Below are 17382 nucleotides of genomic sequence, written 5' to 3'. Positions count from 1 at the left end.
AGTGCGGCGGAGCGGAGCCCCGCAGTCGCGAACGAAAGGATGGCCCTGTGAGCCAGATCGTGATCATCGGCGGGGGGCCGGCCGGGTACGAGGCGGCGCTCGTCGCCGCCCAGCTGGACGCCGATGTCACCGTGGTCGAGGCCGAGGGGGCCGGCGGCGCCTGCGTCCTCTCCGACTGTGTGCCCTCGAAGACCTTCATCGCCAGCTCGGAGGTGGTCACCGGCTACCGGGACACCGAGGAGTTCGGCGTGCACTCCGACGGGCTGGAGGCGGTCACCGTCGACGCCCCGGCGGTGCACGAGCGGGTCAAGCGGCTCGCCCTGGCCCAGTCCGCTGACATCCACGCCAAGCTGATCAAGGCCGGGGTCGAGTTCGTCGCCGGCACCGCCCGGCTCGGCGAGGACACCCTCGGTCACACCCACCGGGTGATCGTCGCGCCGGCCGACGGGGGCGAGGAGTACTCGATCGCCGCCACCACCGTGCTGATCGCCACCGGCGCCACCCCGCGCCAGCTCCCCACCGCCCTGCCCGACGGCGAGCGCATCCTCACCTGGCGCCAGGTGTACGACCTGCCGGAGCTGCCCGAGCACCTGATCGTGGTCGGCTCCGGTGTGACCGGCGCCGAGTTCGCCAGCGCGTACCTGGCCATGGGGGTCGAGGTCACCCTGGTCTCCAGCCGCGACCGGGTCATGCCGCACGAGGACGCCGACGCCGCCTCGGCCATCGAGCGGGTGTTCCGCAACCGGGGCATGACCATCCTCAACAACTCCCGCGCCGAGGCGGTCCGCCGGATCGGCGACGGCGTCGAGGTGGTGCTCTCCGACGGCCGGGTGGTCGCCGGCTCCCACGCGCTGATCGCGGTCGGCTCGATCCCCAACACCGCCGACCTGGGCCTCGCCGAGTACGGCGTCGAGCTGGCCCGGGGCGGCTACGTCACGGTGGACCGGGTCTCCCGGACCAACGTCCCCGGCATCTACGCGGCCGGCGACTGCACCGGGGTGCTGCCGCTGGCCAGCGTGGCCGCCATGCAGGGCCGGATCGCCATGTGGCACGCGCTCGGCGAGGCCGTCCGGCCGCTGCGGCTGCGTACCGTCGCGGCGAACGTCTTCACCGACCCGGAACTGGCCACCGTCGGCGTCTCGCAGGACGAGGTGGACGCCGGCAAGGTCCCGGCCCGCCAGGTGATGCTGCCGCTCTCCGGCAACGCCCGCGCGAAGATGGACGACCTGGCCGACGGCTTCGTGAAGCTCTTCTGCCGGCCCGCCAGCGGGCAGGTGATCGGCGGCGTGGTCGTGGCGCCGAAGGCCAGCGAGCTGATCCTGCCGATCACCATGGCGGTGGAGAACAACCTCACCGTGAACGAGCTGGCCCAGACCATCACCATCTACCCGAGCCTGTCCGGTTCGATCACCGAGGCCGCCCGCCAGCTCATGCTCCACGAGCTGGAGTGACCTCGCGCGACACGTCGGCGAGCTGGCGGTATTCCCATCCCCGGGGCACCGCCACGCCGCCGACGCGATGCCCGGCCAGCGTGGCCGCGACCACCGCGAGCAGGGCGACCTCGGCGAGGATGAGCACGCGTTCGGCGAGGCCGATCAGCAGCCGGTCGCCCGGATAGGCCGACCAGACCATCACCGCGGCCAGCAGCACGCTGGTCAGGGCGAGCCCGCGCAGCCAGCCGGCGGCCCGCCCGCCGAGCGGCCGGGCGAGCAGCCAGCCGGCGACCGGCAGGGCCAGGAAGGCCACCACCGAGGCGTACCGGTGCAGGTAGGCGGCGGTGTCCATGGGGAGCCCCGGCTCGTTGGTGGGCACCACCGCGGCGGCCAGCAGGCCCGCGGACCAGGCCACCAGCAGCGTCCCCGCGAGCCGGCCCGCGCCGGCCCGGCGCAGCGCCGGCAGGAGTACGACGGTGGCCGCCGCCAGCACCGCCATGGCCGTGTCGATGACGCCGCCCCGGTCCGAGACGGCGAAGTCGCTGACGGTCAGCGACCAGGGATTCAGGTCGTCGCTCACCTCGAGGTGACCGAGGACGGCGAGCACCGCCGCCAGGGCGATCCCGCCGAGGGCCAGCAGGCCGCTGTTCCGGGTTCCAGGCATGCCTCAGCCTGTCGCCGGAACCGCCCGAAACGGATCGGGGACCACCACCCACTTCGATCCCGGGGTCGCCCCCTACAGGCCGCGCTTCAGGAGGCGATCGTCGGTTCCTCGGCCGTTGCCTCGGCCTCCGGCCGGGTATGGCGGGCGCTGATCGCCGTCATGGCCCAGCCCGCCGCCGCGAACCCGGCCGCCGCCGTGCCGCCGATCAGCAGCAGCCGCCACGCCGACTCGGTCAGCGCGGCGCCGCCGAGGTGGCCGACGAGCGTCCCGTACGTGGCCCAGCAGGCGGCCGCGGCGGCCTCGTACAGGACGAAGAGGCGGTACGGGTAGCGGCTGCGCCCGGCCGAGAAGCAGGCCGCCATCCGGCCGCCGGGCACGAACCGGCAGAGCAGGATCACCAGTGGCCCGGGTTCGCGCAGGCCACGGGTGACCCGGGCGGCGGCCCGGCGGGCCCGCCCCGGCGTCGCGTGTCGCGGCTCGCGGCGGGTGGGCGCGGTGCGGCCCAGCACGTAGCAGGCGAGGTCGCCGGCGAAGACGCCGAGCGCGCCGACCGCGATGGTCAGCGGCAGGTTGAGCCCGCCGTAGACGGTCAGTGCACCGCTGGTGATCATGACGACCTGGGTCGGCACCACCGGCACGAAGGCGTCGGCGACCAGCAGGGTGAGCAACACCGCGTACGCCCACGTGGGCGACGCGACGTCAGAGATGAGTTCGGCCACGACCGCCACCTCGCCGGAGTTCCCCGTTCGACCGCACCGAGCCTGACGGCGTGTCCCGCCTCACCGTGAGCGGCCCTGTCCGGCGGTGACCGGCGACACCGGCAGGCCACCGATGTTCAACGAGGCAGCGCCGCCGAATGTGACGAGCCGCGAAGGTGCCGCCGGTCGCGGGGGCGGGCGGCGGATCGACGATCGGCGGCGTACCGTTGTCGGCGCGCGGCTCCGGAGGCGTCGGGTCCCCCGTTCCCGACGGACGGGCCGCCGCGGGTCGCCGGCAGGTCCCGTGCCGGCGACCCGCCCCCATCGCACCGCCGCCGGGCGCGTCGCGAAATCCAGGTGCACCAGCCGCGCCGCCGCGCGTACCGTCGCCGCATGCGCAGCGCGGTGGTGACCACGACGCCGGGTATCCCCGGCGCGCCGCACTGACGTTTCCGTCAACGAGGCCCCGGGGCGATCCGCTCCGGGGCCTCGCGGCGTTCCGGGTCAGCTCGCCTCCGGGTCGTACCCGATCTAGGAGAGCGACATGATCGACCACCGCAGGCTCGGCCGGGACCTGGAGCTGTTCGTCTCGGACCCCCTCGCGGGCGCCGGGCTGCCGATCTGGCTGCCGGCCGGCGCCGCCGCCCGCCACGCCGTCGAGGAGTACGTGCGGGAGTTGGAGCGCCGGGCCGGCTACCGGCACGTGTACTCGCCGCCGCTGGGCAAACGGGAGCTGTTCGAGCTCTCCGGTCACCTCGGCTACTTCGCCGACGACATGTTCCCGCCCATGCGGCTGAGCGCCGACGACGAGTTCGTGCTGCGCCCCGCGCTCTGCCCGCACCACGCGCTGGTGTTCCGCGCCCGCGGCCGCTCCTACCGGGAGCTGCCGCTGCGGGTCGCCGAGATCGGCGCGATGTACCGGGCGGAGCGCTCCGGGGTGGTCGGCGGCCTGTCCCGGGTCCGCGCCATCTCGCTGAACGACGCGCACAACTTCTGCGCGCTGGAGCAGGTCGGCGACGAGGTACGCGAGATCCTCCGGCTGATCCGCGAGGCGCACGCGGCGCTCGGCGTCCGGCCGGCCGGGTTCCGGCTGTCGCTGCGCGGGCCGGGGGAGAGGTACGTCGGCGACGACGCCGACTGGGCGCGGGCCGAGGAGCTGCTCCGCGCCGCGCTCGACGGGGTGGATTACCACGAGGGCCCGGGCGAGGCCGCCTTCTACGGCCCGAAGATCGACATCCAGATCGTGGACGCGGCCGGCCGGGAGTCGACCATCTCCACCGTCCAGCTCGACTTCGACAAGCCGGAGCGGTTCGACCTGTCGTACACCGACGCGGACGGGCGCCGGAAGCGGCCGGTCATGGTGCACCGGAGCCTGGTGGGCAGCATGGAGCGGCTCTTCGCGTACCTCATCGAGGTGCACGCCGGCGCCTTCCCGGCCTGGTACGCCCCGGTGCAGCTGGTGCTGCTCCCGGTGGACGACGGCCAGGCCGACGCGGCCGTGGCGCTGGCCCGCCGGGCCGAGGCGGCCGGGCTGCGGGCCGAGGTCGACCTGGCCGGCTCGCTGGGCGCCCGGATCCGCGACGCGGCCCGCCGGAAGGTCCCGTACGCCGGGGTGATCGGCCACCGGGAGGCCGCCGACGGGTCGGTCGCCCTGCGCCTGCGCGACGGGCGCGGGCTCGACCCGATGCCGGCGGCCGACGCGCTGGGGCTGGTCGGCGCCGTGGTGGCCGCCCGTTCCGCCGACCTGCTTCCGCCGGCCTGACCTGCGGCGCGCCGCTCCGCCCGGGTCGCCGCTCGTGGCGTCCATGTCAGCGTCCGGCCGGCGCGGCCGCCGGCTTCCCGGGCGGCGGTCCGCCGGCGGGGCCTCCCGGCGGTCCGCCCGGCCTCCCGGGCGGACCGCCGGCCGGCAGCGGCGCGGCGGCCTCCTCGTCGACGGCGGCGCCGGTGAACTGCGACCGGTAGAGCTCGGCGTACGGGCCGTTCGCCGCGACCAGCTCGTCGTGCGTGCCCTGCTCGACGATCCGGCCCTGGTCCATCATGAGGATCAGGTCGGCGTCGCGGATGGTGGAGAGCCGGTGCGCGATGACGAAGCTGGTCCGGTCGCTGCGCAGCGCCGCCATGGCTCGCTGGAGCAGCACCTCGGTGCGGGTGTCGACCGAGCTGGTGGCCTCGTCGAGGATCAGCAGCGACGGCTCGGCGAGGAACGCCCGGGCGATGGTGATGAGCTGCTTCTCGCCGGCGCTGACGTTGCTCCCCTCCTCGTCGATCACGGTGTCGTAGCCGTCGGGGAGGCTGCGCACGAACCGGTCCACGAAGGTGGCGCGGGCCGCGGCCAGGATCTCCTCCTCGGTGGCGGTCGGCCGCCCGTACGCGATGTTGTCCCGGATGGTGCCGCCGAAGAGCCAGGTGTCCTGGAGCACCATGCCGATCCGGCCGCGCAGCTCGGCCCGCTTCATCGACCTGATGTCCACCCCGTCGAGGGTGATCCGGCCGGCGTCCAGCTCGTAGAACCGCATGATCAGGTTGACCAGGGTGGTCTTGCCGGCGCCGGTCGGGCCGACGATGGCCACCGTGTGCCCGGGCTCGGCCACCAGCGAGAGGTCGTCGATCAGTGGCTTGTCCGGGTCGTAGCGGAACGAGACGTGGTCGAACTCCACCCGGCCGGTGACCTTCGGGGGCGCGGGCCGGTCCGCGACCTGCTCCTCGGCGTCGAGGACCTCGAAGACCCGCTCGGCCGAGGCCACCCCGGACTGGAGCAGGTTGGCCATCGAGGCGATCTGGGTCAGCGGCTGCGTGAACTGCCGCGAGTACTGGATGAACGCCTGCACGTCGCCGAGGCTCATCGTGCCCGAGGCCACCCGCAGCCCGCCGACCACGGCGATGGCGACGTAGCTGAGGTTCCCCACGAACATCATGGCCGGCATGATGATCCCGGAGATGAACTGGGCGCCGAAGCTGGCTTGGAACAGTTCCTCGTTCTTGGCCGCGAAGGCGGCCTGCGCCTCGCGCTGCCGGCCGAAGACCTTGACCAGTTCGTGGCCGGTGTAGGTCTCCTCGATGAGGCCGTTCAGCTCGCCCGTGTGCCGCCACTGGGCCATGAACCGGCGCTGCGACCGCTTGGCGATCTGCTGGGTGACGACCACCGACAGCGGCACCGCCACGAGGGCGACCAGGGCCAGCAGCGGCGAGATCCAGAACATCATGGCCAGCACGCCGACCACGGTGAGCAGCGCGCTGAGCAGTTGGCTGAGCGTCTGCGACAGGGTCTGCGAGATGTTGTCGATGTCGTTGGTGACCCGGCTGAGCAGCTCACCCCGGGGCTGCTTGTCGAAGTAGGGCAGCGGCAGCCGGTTGAGCTTCTCCTCCACCTCGGCGCGCAGCCGCAGCACGGTGCGCTGCACCACCCCGTTGAGCAGCCAGCCCTGCCACCACATCAGCAGGCTGGCGCCCAGGTACAGCGCGAGCGCCAGGGTGAGGGTGCGGCCCAGCGCCGTGAAGTCGATGCCCGCCCCGGGCACCACGTCCATCCGGGCCAGCATGTCGGCGAAGTTGTCGTTGCCGGCGGCCCGGGCCGCGGCGACCGCCTGCTCCGGGGTGGTGCCGGCGGGGATCTGCCGGCCGATCACCCCGGCGAAGATGATGTCGGTGGCGTGCCCGAGGATCTTCGGGCCGATCACGCTCGCCCCGACGCTCGCCACCGCCAGGGTGATGATCGCGGTCAGGGAGAACCGGTGCGGCCGGAGGCGGCCGAGCAGCCGGCGGGCGGACGGCCCGAAGTTCATCGACTTCTCCGCCGGCATGGCGGCGCCCATCCACGGCGGCCCTCCGCCGCCGCGCCGTGCGGCGGCCGCCGCCGGCAGCCGCTGCGGCGCCTGCCCGTCGGCCTTCGCGTCCGGCGCCGGCTTCTGTCCGGGTACGGCGGTCATGCCGTCACCTCGCTTCGCTCGGCGCCGTCACGACCCCCGCGGCGACTGAGCTGCCTGGTTCGCTCGCTGCGCTCGCTCATGCCGTCACCTCCGCCGTCTGCTGGGACGCCACGATCTCGGCGTACGTCGGGCAGGCCACCAGCAGGTCCTCGTGTCGTCCCATCCCGACGACGCCCCCGTCCTCGAGCACGATGATCTGATCGGCGTCGACGATCGTGGAGACCCGTTGGGCCACGATCACCACCACCGCGTCCGCGGTGACCGGTTTCAGCGCGGCCCGCAGCCGGGCGTCCGTGCCGAGGTCGAGCGCGGAGAAGGAGTCGTCGAAGAGGTAGATCTCCGGTTGGCGGACCAGCGCGCGGGCGATGGCGAGCCGTTGCCGCTGGCCGCCGGAGACGTTCGTGCCGCCCTGCGCGATCGGCGCGTCCAGCCCGCCCGGCATCTCCGCGACGAAGTCCCGGGCCTGGGCGATCTCCAGGGCCGCCCAGAGTTCGGCGTCGGTCGCGTCCGGGTTGCCGTACCGGAGGTTGCTGGCGACGGTGCCGCTGAACAGGTACGGCCGCTGCGGCACCAGGCCGATCCGGCGCCACACCTCGTCCTGTTCCAGCAGCCGCACGTCCACCCCGTCGACCAGCACGGCGCCGGCGGTCGGGTCCACCAGCCGGGGGATCAGGGTGAGCAGGGTGGTCTTGCCGGCGCCGGTGGACCCGATGATCGCCGTGGTCCGGCCGGGGCTGGCCCGGAACGAGATGTCGTGCAGCACCGGCGCGCTCGCTCCCGGGTACTGGAAGGAGACGCGGCGGAACTCCAGCTCCGCACGCCGGGTCATCGCGATCATCGGCTCGACCGGCGGCACCACCGACGACTCGGTGTCCAGCACCTCGACGATCCGTTCGGAGCAGACGGCCGCGCGCGGCACCATCATGAGCATGAAGGTGGCCATCATGACCGCCATCAGGATCTGCATCAGGTATTGCAGGAAGGCGGTGAGCGCGCCGACCTGGATCTGGCCGGAGTCGACCCGCTCCGCGCCGAACCAGAGCACCGCGACGCTGGAGACGTTGAGCACCAGCATCACCACCGGGAAGATCAGCGCCTGGAGCCGGCCGATCCGCAGCGCGGTGGCGGTCAGGTCCGTGTTCGCCACCCGGAACCGCTCGGTCTCGTAGGGCTCGCGGACGAAGGCCCGGACCACCCGGATGCCGCTGATCTGCTCGCGCAGCACCCGGTTGACCGTGTCGATCCGGGTCTGCATGAGCCGGAAGCCCGGGACCATCCGCCGGGTGATGAGGCCCAGCGCGACCGCCAGGACCGGCACGCAGACCAGCATGAGCCAGGAGAGCCCCACGTCCTCCTGGAGCGCCATGACCACGCCGCCGACACTCATGATCGGCGCGGCGACCAGCATCGTGCAGCTCATGAGCACGAGCATCTGCACCTGCTGCACGTCGTTGGTGTTCCGGGTGATCAGCGAGGGCGCCCCGAACCGGGCCACCTCGCGGGCGGAGAAGCGGTTGACGTGCGCGAAGATCCCGGCCCGCACGTCCCGGCCGAAGCCCATGGCGGTCTTCGCGCCCAGGTAGACGGCGACGATCGAGCAGGCGATCTGGAGCAGGCTGACGAGCAGCATCACGCCGCCCGTACGCAGGATCTGGTCGGTGTCGCCGACGGCCACGCCGCGGTCGATGATGTCGGCGTTGAGGCTCGGCAGGTAGAGCGAGGCCATCGTGCCGACGAACTGGAAGGCCACCACCGCGGCCAGCAACCGCCGGTACGGGCGCAGGTGGGTACGGAGCAGGCGGATCAGCACGGACGGCTCCCCGATGGGTTCTCGGTGTCGGACTCGCTGTCCGGGTTCAACCGGCGAAGGTCCCCGTCGGACATGCTCGTGATGATTTCCGTGAGGAACTCGCGGATGACCGCCTGCTTCGCGGGGTCCGCGTCGACCGAGGTGAGCGGCCGGTTGCTGTGGATGAGGTCGATGATGGCGAGCGCGTGCTCCCGGCCCTTGTCGGTGAGGCTGAGCTGGACGCTGCGCCGGTCGCCGGGGTCCCGGCGGCGGGCGACGAAGCCGTCGCGCTCCAGGGTGTCGACGATGCCGGTGAGGGTGGCGGGCCGGACGAAGCACCGCTCCGCCATCTCGCGGTGGGTGCTGTCGCCGGCCCGCAGCAGGACGAGCAGCACCCGCATGCCGGCGGAGGTGAGCCCGTGGTGTTCGGCGAGGTAGCGGCCCCAGTGCTGCTCGACGACGTGCCCCGCGATGGAGATGAGCCGGCCGAGCGGCGCCTGCTGGAGCGCGTCGGGGAAGCGGACGAGCGGTCCCATGTTCACGGGCCTTACGTTAGCCCCCGAACGGTAAGGTCCCAAACTATTTTCGCGGTCAGCCGAACGCCACCGCGAGGGCGGCGGCGACGAAGACGACCTGGAGGACCGTCCGGACGCCGACCGGGGTGACCGGGCGGCCGGCGAGGGTGAGCCCGCGACGCGCGGCCGAGACGTTGGCCGGAAACATGGCCAGCATGAGCAGCGCCAGGCCGGCGGCGGCCGCCCGGGCGGTGGCCGGCAGGAGCAGCCCGAGCGCGCCGAGCAGTTCGAGCACCCCGGTCAGCGTGACCAGCAGGTCCGCCCGGGGCAGCCCCGGCGGCACCATGGCGATCAGGTCGGCGCGGCGGGACAGGAAGTGGGCCGAGGCGGTCAGCAGGAACATCAGGGCCAGGCCGATCCGCAGGGCGGGGTGCCAGCCGTCGAGGGCGTCGACGCCGAGCAGGCCGGCGAGCCGGGCCGCCGTGGTGCCGGCGACGAGGGCGATCAGAGGTGCCATGGGTACGCCTCCCGAGGGAATCAACTTGTCGATGACAAGATTGCGCCGCGGAGGGTTATCTTGTCAATGGCAAGTTAGAGTGGTGCGCATGACCCGGTCCCGCGCGTACCACCACGGCGACCTCCGCCGTGCCCTGCTCGACGCGGCGGTGGAGGTGATGGCCGAGTCCGGCCCGGCCGCGCTGAGCCTCCGCGACCTGGCCCGCCGGGCCGGCGTCTCGCACGCCGCCCCCGCCCACCACTTCGGCGACAAGGCGGGGCTGCTCACCGCGCTCGCCGCCCAGGGGTTCACGCTCCTGGCCGAGGCGCTGGCGAACGCTGGCGACGACCTGGTCGACACCGGGGTGGCGTACGTGGGGTTCGCGGTCCGGCACCGGGCCCACTTCGAGGTGATGTTCCGCCCCGACCTCTACCGGGCCGACGATCCCGAGGTGGTGGCCGCCCGGACTCGTGCCGGGGAACTGCTGCGCACCGGCGTGGCCCGGCGCACCGGCCGGGGGCCGGACGTCGACGCGCTGGCGGCGTGGTCGATCGTGCACGGCTTCGCGACGCTCTGGCTCTCGGGCGCGCTGCCGCCCCGGGTCGGCCCCGACCCGGAGGCCGCCGCCCGCACCGTGATCAGCCGGCTCTTTTCCTGACGGCCGGGCCCCTCGGCGCGGGACCCGGCCGCGGGGTCACCAGCTCGTCGGCAGGGGCATGCCCTCGGTGTAGCCGGCGGTGCTCTGTACGCCGACCAGGGCCTGCTCGTGGAACTCCTCCAGGTTGCGGGCGCCCGCGTACGTGAACGCGCTGCGCACTCCGGAAATGATCTCGTCGATCAGGTCCTCGACACCCGGTCGGGTCGGGTCCAGGTACATCCGGGCCGAGGAGATGCCCTCCTCGAAGATCGCCTTCCGGGCCCGGTCGAAGGCGCTGTCCTCGGCGGTGCGGGCGCTCACCGCGCGGGCCGAGGCCATGCCGAAGCTCTCCTTGTAGCGCCGGCCGTCGGCGTCGGTGTAGAGGTCGCCGGGGGACTCGTAGGTGCCGGCGAACCAGGAGCCGATCATGACGTTCGAGGCGCCCGCCGCGAGCGCCAGCGCCACGTCCCGCGGGTGGCGTACGCCGCCGTCGGCCCAGACGTGCCGGCCGAGCGAGCGGGCCGCCGCGGCGCAGTCGAGCACCGCGGAGAACTGCGGGCGGCCCACGCCGGTCATCATCCGGGTGGTGCACATGGCGCCCGGCCCGACACCGACCTTGATGATGTCGGCGCCCGCCTCGACCAGGTCGCGTACGCCGTCGGCCGTGACCACGTTGCCCGCCGCCACCGGCACCCCGGGGTCGAGCTTGCGGACCGCCCGCAGGGCCGAGATCATCCGTTCCTGGTGCCCGTGCGCGGTGTCCACCACGAGGGTGTCCACCCCGGCCTCCAGCAGGGCGGCCGCCTTGCCGGTCACGTCTCCGTTGATGCCCACCGCGGCGGCGACGCGCAGCCGGCCCCGGTCGTCCACGGCCGGCTTGTAGAGCGTGGCGCGCAGCGCGCCCGACCGGGTCAGCACCCCGACCAGGCGCCCCTCGGCGTCCACCACGGGGGCGAGCCGCCGCCGGCCCGCCGACAGCCGGTCGAAGCCGGTACGCGGGTCCGCGTCCGCCGGCACGGTGTGCAGCTCCGTCGACATGACGTGCCGCAGCTGGGCGAAGCGGTCCACCCCGACGGTGTCCGCCTCGGTGACCACGCCGAGCGGGCGGCCGGCCTCGTCCACCACGATCACCGCGCCGTGCGACCGCTTCGGCAGCAGGTGGATGGCGTCGCCCACGGTGTCGGTGGGGCCGAGCGTGATCGCCGTGTCGTGCACCAGGTGCCGCTGCTTCACCCAGGCGACGACGTTCGCGACCACCTCGATGGGGATGTCCTGCGGGATCACCGCGATGGCGCCGCGCCGGGCCACCGTCTCGGCCATCCGGCGGCCGGCGACCGCGGTCATGTTCGACACCACCAGCGGGATCGTGGTGCCCGTGCCGTCGGCCGTGGCCAGGTCGACGTCGAGCCGGGAGCCCACCTCGGAGCGGTTGGGCGCCATGAAGACGTCGTTGTAGGTCAGGTCGTGCGCGGGAACCGCGCCATGAAGGAACCGCACCCGGCCATCATTCCCGCTCGCGGCCGGTCCCGCCGCCGCTGGTGGCCCAAACCACCCCGGCCGGCGGGACCGCCGCGGACGTCAGGAGATGGTGCAGATCGCGGCGCCGGCCGTGATCACGGCACCGACCTCGGCCGACAGGCCGCTCACCGTGCCGGCCTTGTGGGCGTGCAGGGGCTGCTCCATCTTCATGGCCTCCAGGACCACCACGAGGTCGCCCTCGGCGACGGTGTCCCCGTCGGCTACGGCGATCTTGACGATGGTGCCCTGCATGGGCGAGGCGAGCGTGTCGCCGCCGGCCGCCGCGCCGGCCTTGGCGCCGCCGCCCCGGCGGGCCGGCTTCTTCGCGGCGGGCGCGGCTGCCGCCGTACCCGCGCCGAGGCCGGCCGGGAGGGTGACCTCCAGCCGCTTGCCGCCCACCTCGACCACGACGGTCTCGCGCTCGGCCGGGCCCTCGGCGGCGCCGGCGGCGGCGGTGAAGGCCGGGACGGTGTTGTCCCACTCGGTCTCGATCCACCGGGTGTGCACGGTGAACGGCTCGGCGGTGAACGCCTCGTCGCGGACCACCAGGCGGTGGAAGGGCAGCGCCGTGGCCATGCCCTCGACGACCATCTCGTCCAGCGCGCGGCGGGCCCGCTCCAGCGCCTCGGTGCGGGTCTCACCGCTGATGATCACCTTGGCCAGCAGCGAGTCGAAGTTGCCGCCGATCACGTCGCCGGCCGCGACGCCCGTGTCCACCCGCACGCCCGGCCCGCTGGGCAGCCGCAGCGCCGTGATGGTGCCGGGGGCGGGCAGGAAGTTGCGGCCCGGGTCCTCGCCGTTGATCCGGAACTCGATCGAGTGCCCGCGCGGGGTCGGGTCCTCGGTGAACCGCAGCTTCTCGCCGTCGGCGATGCGGAACTGCTCGCGGACCAGGTCGATGCCGGAGGTCTCCTCGGTCACCGGGTGCTCGACCTGGAGCCGGGTGTTGACCTCCAGGAAGGAGATGGTGCCGTCCGCGCCGACCAGGTACTCCACCGTGCCGGCGCCGTGGTAGCCGGCCTCCCGGCAGATCGCCTTGGCACTGTCGTGGATCTGCTGGCGCTGGGCCTCGGTGAGGAACGGCGCCGGGGCCTCCTCGACCAGCTTCTGGTGCCGGCGCTGGAGCGAGCAGTCCCGGGTGCCCACCACGATGACGTTGCCGTGCTGGTCGGCCAGGACCTGCGCCTCGACGTGGCGCGGCTTGTCCAGGTAGCGCTCGACGAAGCACTCGCCCCGGCCGAACGCCGCGACCGCCTCGCGGGTGGCCGACTCGAACAGGTGCGGGATCTCCTCCATGGTGCGGGCCACCTTGAGGCCGCGCCCGCCGCCGCCGAACGCCGCCTTGATGGCGACCGGCAGCCCGTGGTCGACGGCGAAGGCCATCACCTCGTCGGCGTTTCCGACCGGGTCCGGCGTGCCGGGGACCAGGGGCGCGCCGGCCCGCTGGGCGATGTGCCGGGCGGTCACCTTGTCGCCCAGGTCGCGGATGGCCTGCGGGGTGGGGCCGATCCAGGTGAGCCCGGCGTCGATGACGGCCTGGGCGAAGTCGGCGTTCTCGGAGAGGAAGCCGTAGCCGGGGTGCACCGCGTCGGCGCCGGCCCGCGCGGCCACGTCGATCAGCTTGTCGATCCGCAGGTAGCTGTCGGCCGCGGTGTCGCCACCCAGGGCGTACGCCTCGTCGGCGAGGGTGGCGTGCAGGGCGTCCCGGTCGGAGTCCGCGTAGACGGCGACGCTCGCCAGGCCGGCGTCGCGGCAGGCGCGGATGACGCGGACGGCGATCTCGCCGCGGTTGGCGATGAGTACCTTGCGCACCTTGGTGGCTCCTCCCGAGGTCGTTGCCGGGAGTGTATCGGCCGGGGATTCGGCCCTAACGATCGCTCAGTGTGGGATGCCGCACCTTAGTCAAATTTGGCTATTACGCTTGCCCGGTGTCGGCAACGCGGATGATGATTCTGGGCCTGGTCAGGTGGATGCAGCCGGTGCACGGCTACGACGTGCGCCGTGAGCTGCTGAGTTGGAGCGCGGACAAGTGGGCCAACGTGCAGCCCGGTTCGATCTACCACGCGCTGCGCAAGCTCACCGACGAGGGGCTGCTCCGGACGGTCTCCGTCGAGCAGGTCGGCGCCCGCCCGGCCCGCACCACATACGAGGTGACGGCGAAGGGCGAGGAGGAGTTCGAGACCCTGCTGCGGGCGCAGTGGTGGCAGCTCAACGAGCCGCCGGACCCGTTCGTGGCGGCCTTCTCGTTCCTGCCCGCCATGCCGCGCGACGAGGCGGCGGCGGCCCTGCGCAACCGGGCGAACCTCCTGCGGGCCGGCGTCGAGTCGATGCGCGCCTCGCTGGACTCGGACTGGGTGCGCAACCGCAAGCCCGTGCACGTCGGCTGGATGTTCGAACTCTGGCTGGCCCGAGCCGAGGCGGAGATGGCCTGGTGCGAGCGGATCGCCGAGCGGATCGAGTCCGGAGTGTCGTACCTGCCTGCTGGGCTGGAGCAGGCCGAGGGGTGGTCGGGCTGGCGGGACGGTGCCCCGGACGCGGAATAATCAACGTTGACCACAAGAGCTATATCGCGTTAGTCTCGGCGCGAGCCGTGGGGGAGCCGTGCGTCCTCGCGGACCATCGACGGCCGGGCGCGTCCGGCCCGGAGGACCAGGAGCAGACATGATCGAGACCAGGGGGCTGCGGAAGTCGTTCCGCTCCCGCGCGGGTCGCGAGACGAAGACCGTGGACGCGGTCCGCGGCGTCAACCTCGAGGTGGCCGAGGGGGAGATCTTCGGCTTCCTCGGCCCCAACGGCGCCGGCAAGACCACCACCCTGCGGATGCTCGCCACCCTCATCGAGCCGGACGGCGGCGAGGCCACCATCGCCGGGGCCGACCTGCGCAAGGACCCGGCCGAGGTGCGCCGGCGGATCGGCTACGTGGCCCAGGGCGGCAGCACCTGGGACGAGTCCACCGCCCGCGAGGAACTGGTGCTGCACGCCCGGCTCTACGGCATCTCCAAGGCCGAGGCGCACCGCCGCGCCGCCCGCGCCCTGGACGCCTTCCAGCTCAGCGAGTACGCGGACCGCAAGTGCAAGACCTACTCCGGTGGCCAGCGCCGCCGCGTCGAGATCGCGCTCGGCATCATCCACGAACCGAAGATCGTCTTCCTGGACGAGCCGACCACGGGCCTCGACCCGCAGAGCCGGGCCCACATGTGGGACGAGATCCGCCGGCTGCGCACCGAGGGGATGACCGTCTTCATCACCACGCACTACCTCGACGAGGCCGACGCGCTCTGCGACCGGATCGCGATCATGGACCACGGCGAGGTGGTCGCGGAGGGCACCCCGGCCGAGCTGAAGCGCGAGATCTCCGGCGAGGTCGTGCTGGTCGGCCTCGACGCCGCCACCACGCCGAAGGCCGCCGAACTGCTCGACACCGAGGCGTACGTCGGCAAGCTGGAGACCGTCGACGAGGGTGGCCTGCGGCTCTACGTCGAGGAGGGCGCCACCGCCATCCCGCAGGTGCTGCGCCGCCTCGACCACGCCGGGCTGGAGCTGCGCTCGATCGAGTTGCACCGTCCCAGCCTCGACGACGTCTTCCTCACCAAGACCGGCCGCTCGCTGCGCGAGTCCTGAACATCGGGAGAACTGTCATGAAACTCGCCCGCGACACCTGGCTGATCTTCCAGCGCCAGATCCAGCTGCTGCTGCGCAACCCCGTCTGGGTCTTCGTCGGCGTCTTCCAGCCGGTGATGTACCTGCTGCTCTTCGCGCCGCTGCTCAAGCCCGCGCTGAACGCGCCGACCCAGGCCGCCGCGTACAAGATCTTCGTGCCCGGCCTGCTGGTGCTGCTGGCCATCTTCGGCGGCCTGTTCCAGGGCTTCGGCCTGATCGCCGAGCTGCGCGCCGGGGTGATCGAACGGTCCCGGGTCACCCCGGTCAGCCGGCTCGCCCTGCTGCTCGGCCGCTCGCTGCGGGACGTGGTCTCGCTGATCGCGCAGGCCGTCATCATCACCCTGCTGGCGCTCCTGTTCGACCTGCGCGTCTTCATCGGCTACCTGCTGCTGGCCTACCTCATGCTGGCCCTCATCGCCCTGATGACCTCGGCCGTCTCCTACGGCGTCGCGCTCAAGGTCAAGAGCGAGGACGCGCTGGCCCCGCTCATGAACACCGTGGCCCAGCCGGTGCTGCTGCTCTCCGGCATCCTGCTCCCGCTGACCTTCGCCCCCGGCTGGCTCCAGGGCGTCGCCAAGTGGAACCCGTTCTCCTGGTCCGTCGACGGCGTCCGGGCGCTCTTCGCCGGTGACCTGAGCAACGACAAGGTCTGGCAGGGCCTGACGATCATCGCGGTGCTCGCCGTCGCCGGGGTGGTCTGGGCCGCCCGGCAGTTCGCCCGCAGCGTCCGCTGAGCAGGACGAGAGCTGCCTCTCATCCGGGGCGGGGTGCCGGCCGCGCGCGCGTAGCGTAAGGCCGGTGCCCCGCCTCACCCGTGACCGGACGACCTGGCTGACCTACTCCCAGCTGGGGTTGTGGGGCTTCTTCCTCTACGGGTTCGGCCCCGTCGTACCGCTGCTCCGGGACGAACAGGGCACCAGCGCCGCCGTCGCCGGCCTGCACAGCACCGGCATCGCGGTCGGCGCGCTGGCCGGCGGCGCGCTCTTCGCGCCGGCCGCCCGCCGCCTCGGCCGCGGCCCCGCCATCTGGCTCGGGCTGGCCGGTGTGGCCGCCGGCGTCACCGCCCTCGGCCTGCTCCGCCCGCTGCCCGCCACCATCGCCGCCGTCGCGGTCATCGCCACCTTCGGCATGATGGTGATCAGCGGAATCAACGTCGTGCTCACCGCCCACCACGGGCCGGGCGCGCCCGCCGCGCTCAGCGAGGCCAACGCGGCCTGCGCCGGCATGGGCATCCTCGCGCCGCTGGTCATCGGCGCGACCGTGGACGCCGGGCTCGGCTGGCGGCCGGTGATGGCCGTCGAGGTCGGGCTCATCACGCTGGTCGCCCTCGCCGCCCTGACCTTCCGGGTACGCATCCCGCGCTCTTCGTCCTCGCGGATCTTGAAGACTTACCGTCCGTCTCGAACGGGGACTGTCCAAGATCTCCGGCAGCGTGCGGGGTCGGGGCGGCTGCCGCGGGCGTACTGGATCGCCTGGGTGCTGATGTCGGTCACCGGCTCGATCGAGGTCTGCCTGTCGCTCTGGGCAGCCGACGTGCTCCGTACCCACGCCGGCCTCACCGCCGGCGGGGCGTCCGCCGCCGTCGCGGCGATCGTCTGCGGCATGTTCGTGGGCCGGCTGGCCGGCGGCCGACTCGCGCTGCGCTGGCCGCCGGTGCCGCTGCTGCTCGCCGCGCTCACCGTCTCCCTGGCCGGGTTCGCGCTGTTCTGGTCCGCCCCGGTCGGCTGGCTGGCCGTCACCGGCCTGGTCGTGCTCGGGCTCGGCAACGCCCTGCACTACCCTCTGGCGATCTCCATCGCCCTCGCCGCGGCCGGGCCGGCCGCGGACAAGGCGGCCGGCTGGGCGTCGTACTCGATGGGGGTGGGTTTCGGGATCGCGCCGGTCGCGCTCGGGTGGGTGGCCGACGGCGTCGGCCCGCACCTGGCCTTCCTGCTCCTGCCCGGCTTCATCGCCGCGGCCATGCTCCTCACCGTGCGACTCGGCCGCGCCCTGCGCCTGCCCGCACCCGGCGACGACCGCACCCCGGTCTCCGCCGCCGCGTGATCG

15 protein-coding genes are annotated in these 17382 nt (G+C 73.2%); 7 read left to right on the top strand and 8 right to left on the bottom strand.

Features of this window, described 5'->3' with window-relative positions:
* Positions 1 to 47 precede the first annotated feature (47 nt).
* Positions 48 to 1451 (top strand): NAD(P)H-quinone dehydrogenase, encoded by a 1404-nt coding sequence (locus tag FXF50_RS07135; RefSeq protein WP_148426430.1) that lies wholly within the window; start codon positions 48 to 50, stop codon positions 1449 to 1451.
* On the opposite strand, the gene FXF50_RS07130 is transcribed toward FXF50_RS07135, so the two are convergent.
* Together FXF50_RS07130 and FXF50_RS07125 are read right to left on the bottom strand one after the other, a co-directional pair.
* Positions 1429 to 2097, bottom strand: coding sequence for a DUF998 domain-containing protein (locus FXF50_RS07130; RefSeq protein WP_148426429.1), 669 nt, complete (start codon positions 2095 to 2097; stop codon positions 1429 to 1431). The two genes, FXF50_RS07135 and FXF50_RS07130, sit on opposite strands and share 23 nt — an antisense overlap.
* Before the next feature lie 86 nt (positions 2098 to 2183).
* Complete coding sequence (locus tag FXF50_RS07125; RefSeq protein ID WP_148426428.1) at positions 2184 to 2816, bottom strand: DedA family protein; 633 nt, start codon at positions 2814 to 2816, stop codon at positions 2184 to 2186.
* A gap of 523 nt (positions 2817 to 3339) precedes the next feature.
* Here FXF50_RS07125 and thrS point away from each other — a divergent pair.
* The gene (gene thrS / locus FXF50_RS07120) at positions 3340 to 4557 is read left to right on the top strand and encodes a threonine--tRNA ligase (RefSeq protein WP_148426427.1); all 1218 of its coding nucleotides are present in this window, start codon (positions 3340 to 3342) and stop codon (positions 4555 to 4557) included.
* Between the two features lie 46 nt (positions 4558 to 4603).
* On the opposite strand, the gene FXF50_RS07115 is transcribed toward thrS, so the two are convergent.
* The 4 genes from FXF50_RS07115 to FXF50_RS07100 form a co-directional block, all read right to left on the bottom strand.
* A complete protein-coding gene (locus FXF50_RS07115) occupies positions 4604 to 6721 on the bottom strand; it encodes an ABC transporter ATP-binding protein (RefSeq protein WP_148426426.1) in 2118 nt (705 codons plus the stop codon).
* A gap of 76 nt (positions 6722 to 6797) precedes the next feature.
* The gene (locus FXF50_RS07110) at positions 6798 to 8531 is read right to left on the bottom strand and encodes an ABC transporter ATP-binding protein (RefSeq protein WP_148426425.1); all 1734 of its coding nucleotides are present in this window, start codon (positions 8529 to 8531) and stop codon (positions 6798 to 6800) included.
* Positions 8525 to 9046: a MarR family winged helix-turn-helix transcriptional regulator gene (locus FXF50_RS07105; RefSeq protein ID WP_148426646.1), complete on the bottom strand. Its 522-nt coding sequence runs from the start codon at positions 9044 to 9046 to the stop codon at positions 8525 to 8527. The genes FXF50_RS07110 and FXF50_RS07105 overlap by 7 nt, the downstream gene beginning before the upstream one ends.
* Positions 9047 to 9101: 55 nt before the next feature.
* Positions 9102 to 9542 (bottom strand): DoxX family membrane protein, encoded by a 441-nt coding sequence (locus FXF50_RS07100; RefSeq protein WP_148426424.1) that lies wholly within the window; start codon positions 9540 to 9542, stop codon positions 9102 to 9104.
* A gap of 88 nt (positions 9543 to 9630) precedes the next feature.
* Between FXF50_RS07100 and FXF50_RS07095 the strand changes: the two genes are divergently transcribed.
* Entirely contained in the window at positions 9631 to 10179 is a 549-nt protein-coding gene (locus FXF50_RS07095; RefSeq protein WP_148426423.1) for a TetR/AcrR family transcriptional regulator, read from the top strand.
* Between the two features lie 36 nt (positions 10180 to 10215).
* Here the strand turns inward: FXF50_RS07095 and FXF50_RS07090 are convergent, their stop codons facing one another.
* Both FXF50_RS07090 and FXF50_RS07085 read right to left on the bottom strand, forming a co-directional pair.
* Positions 10216 to 11655 (bottom strand): GuaB1 family IMP dehydrogenase-related protein, encoded by a 1440-nt coding sequence (locus tag FXF50_RS07090; protein WP_148426422.1) that lies wholly within the window; start codon positions 11653 to 11655, stop codon positions 10216 to 10218.
* An 81-nt stretch (positions 11656 to 11736) separates the two neighbouring features.
* Positions 11737 to 13488, bottom strand: a complete 1752-nt coding sequence (locus FXF50_RS07085) for a biotin carboxylase N-terminal domain-containing protein (RefSeq protein ID WP_148426421.1) — start codon at positions 13486 to 13488, stop codon at positions 11737 to 11739.
* 131 nt (positions 13489 to 13619) lie between these two features.
* Here FXF50_RS07085 and FXF50_RS07080 point away from each other — a divergent pair, with 131 nt between their 5' ends.
* The 4 genes from FXF50_RS07080 to FXF50_RS07065 all read left to right on the top strand — a co-directional run bounded on the left by FXF50_RS07080 (position 13620) and on the right by FXF50_RS07065 (position 17379).
* On the top strand, positions 13620 to 14219 hold the full coding sequence (locus FXF50_RS07080; protein WP_148426645.1) for a PadR family transcriptional regulator: 600 nt from the start codon (positions 13620 to 13622) through the stop codon (positions 14217 to 14219).
* 118 nt (positions 14220 to 14337) lie between these two features.
* The gene (locus FXF50_RS07075; protein WP_148426420.1) at positions 14338 to 15297 is read left to right on the top strand and encodes an ATP-binding cassette domain-containing protein; all 960 of its coding nucleotides are present in this window, start codon (positions 14338 to 14340) and stop codon (positions 15295 to 15297) included.
* Between the two features lie 17 nt (positions 15298 to 15314).
* Positions 15315 to 16070, top strand: coding sequence for an ABC transporter permease (locus FXF50_RS07070; protein ID WP_148426419.1), 756 nt, complete (start codon positions 15315 to 15317; stop codon positions 16068 to 16070).
* A gap of 64 nt (positions 16071 to 16134) precedes the next feature.
* Positions 16135 to 17379 (top strand): sugar MFS transporter, encoded by a 1245-nt coding sequence (locus tag FXF50_RS07065; RefSeq protein ID WP_148426418.1) that lies wholly within the window; start codon positions 16135 to 16137, stop codon positions 17377 to 17379.
* Positions 17380 to 17382: the final 3 nt, after the last annotated feature.

This window comes from Micromonospora sp. AP08 (assembly GCF_008085935.1).
Lineage (GTDB): Bacteria > Actinomycetota > Actinomycetes > Mycobacteriales > Micromonosporaceae > Micromonospora > Micromonospora chersina.
The sequence above is the reverse complement of the archived record's forward strand: the minus strand, read 5'-3'. Positions and strand labels throughout refer to the sequence as shown.

Coding starts and splice junctions, on each gene's coding strand:
- FXF50_RS07130 (WP_148426429.1), bottom strand. CDS start 2,097: ATGCCTGGAACCCGGAACAGCGGCCTGCTGGCCCTCGGCGGGATCGCC.
- thrS (WP_148426427.1), top strand. CDS start 3,340: ATGATCGACCACCGCAGGCTCGGCCGGGACCTGGAGCTGTTCGTCTCG.
- FXF50_RS07115 (WP_148426426.1), bottom strand. CDS start 6,721: ATGACCGCCGTACCCGGACAGAAGCCGGCGCCGGACGCGAAGGCCGAC.
- FXF50_RS07105 (WP_148426646.1), bottom strand. CDS start 9,046: ATGGGACCGCTCGTCCGCTTCCCCGACGCGCTCCAGCAGGCGCCGCTC.
- FXF50_RS07100 (WP_148426424.1), bottom strand. CDS start 9,542: ATGGCACCTCTGATCGCCCTCGTCGCCGGCACCACGGCGGCCCGGCTC.
- FXF50_RS07095 (WP_148426423.1), top strand. CDS start 9,631: ATGACCCGGTCCCGCGCGTACCACCACGGCGACCTCCGCCGTGCCCTG.
- FXF50_RS07080 (WP_148426645.1), top strand. CDS start 13,620: ATGATGATTCTGGGCCTGGTCAGGTGGATGCAGCCGGTGCACGGCTAC.
- FXF50_RS07075 (WP_148426420.1), top strand. CDS start 14,338: ATGATCGAGACCAGGGGGCTGCGGAAGTCGTTCCGCTCCCGCGCGGGT.
- FXF50_RS07070 (WP_148426419.1), top strand. CDS start 15,315: ATGAAACTCGCCCGCGACACCTGGCTGATCTTCCAGCGCCAGATCCAG.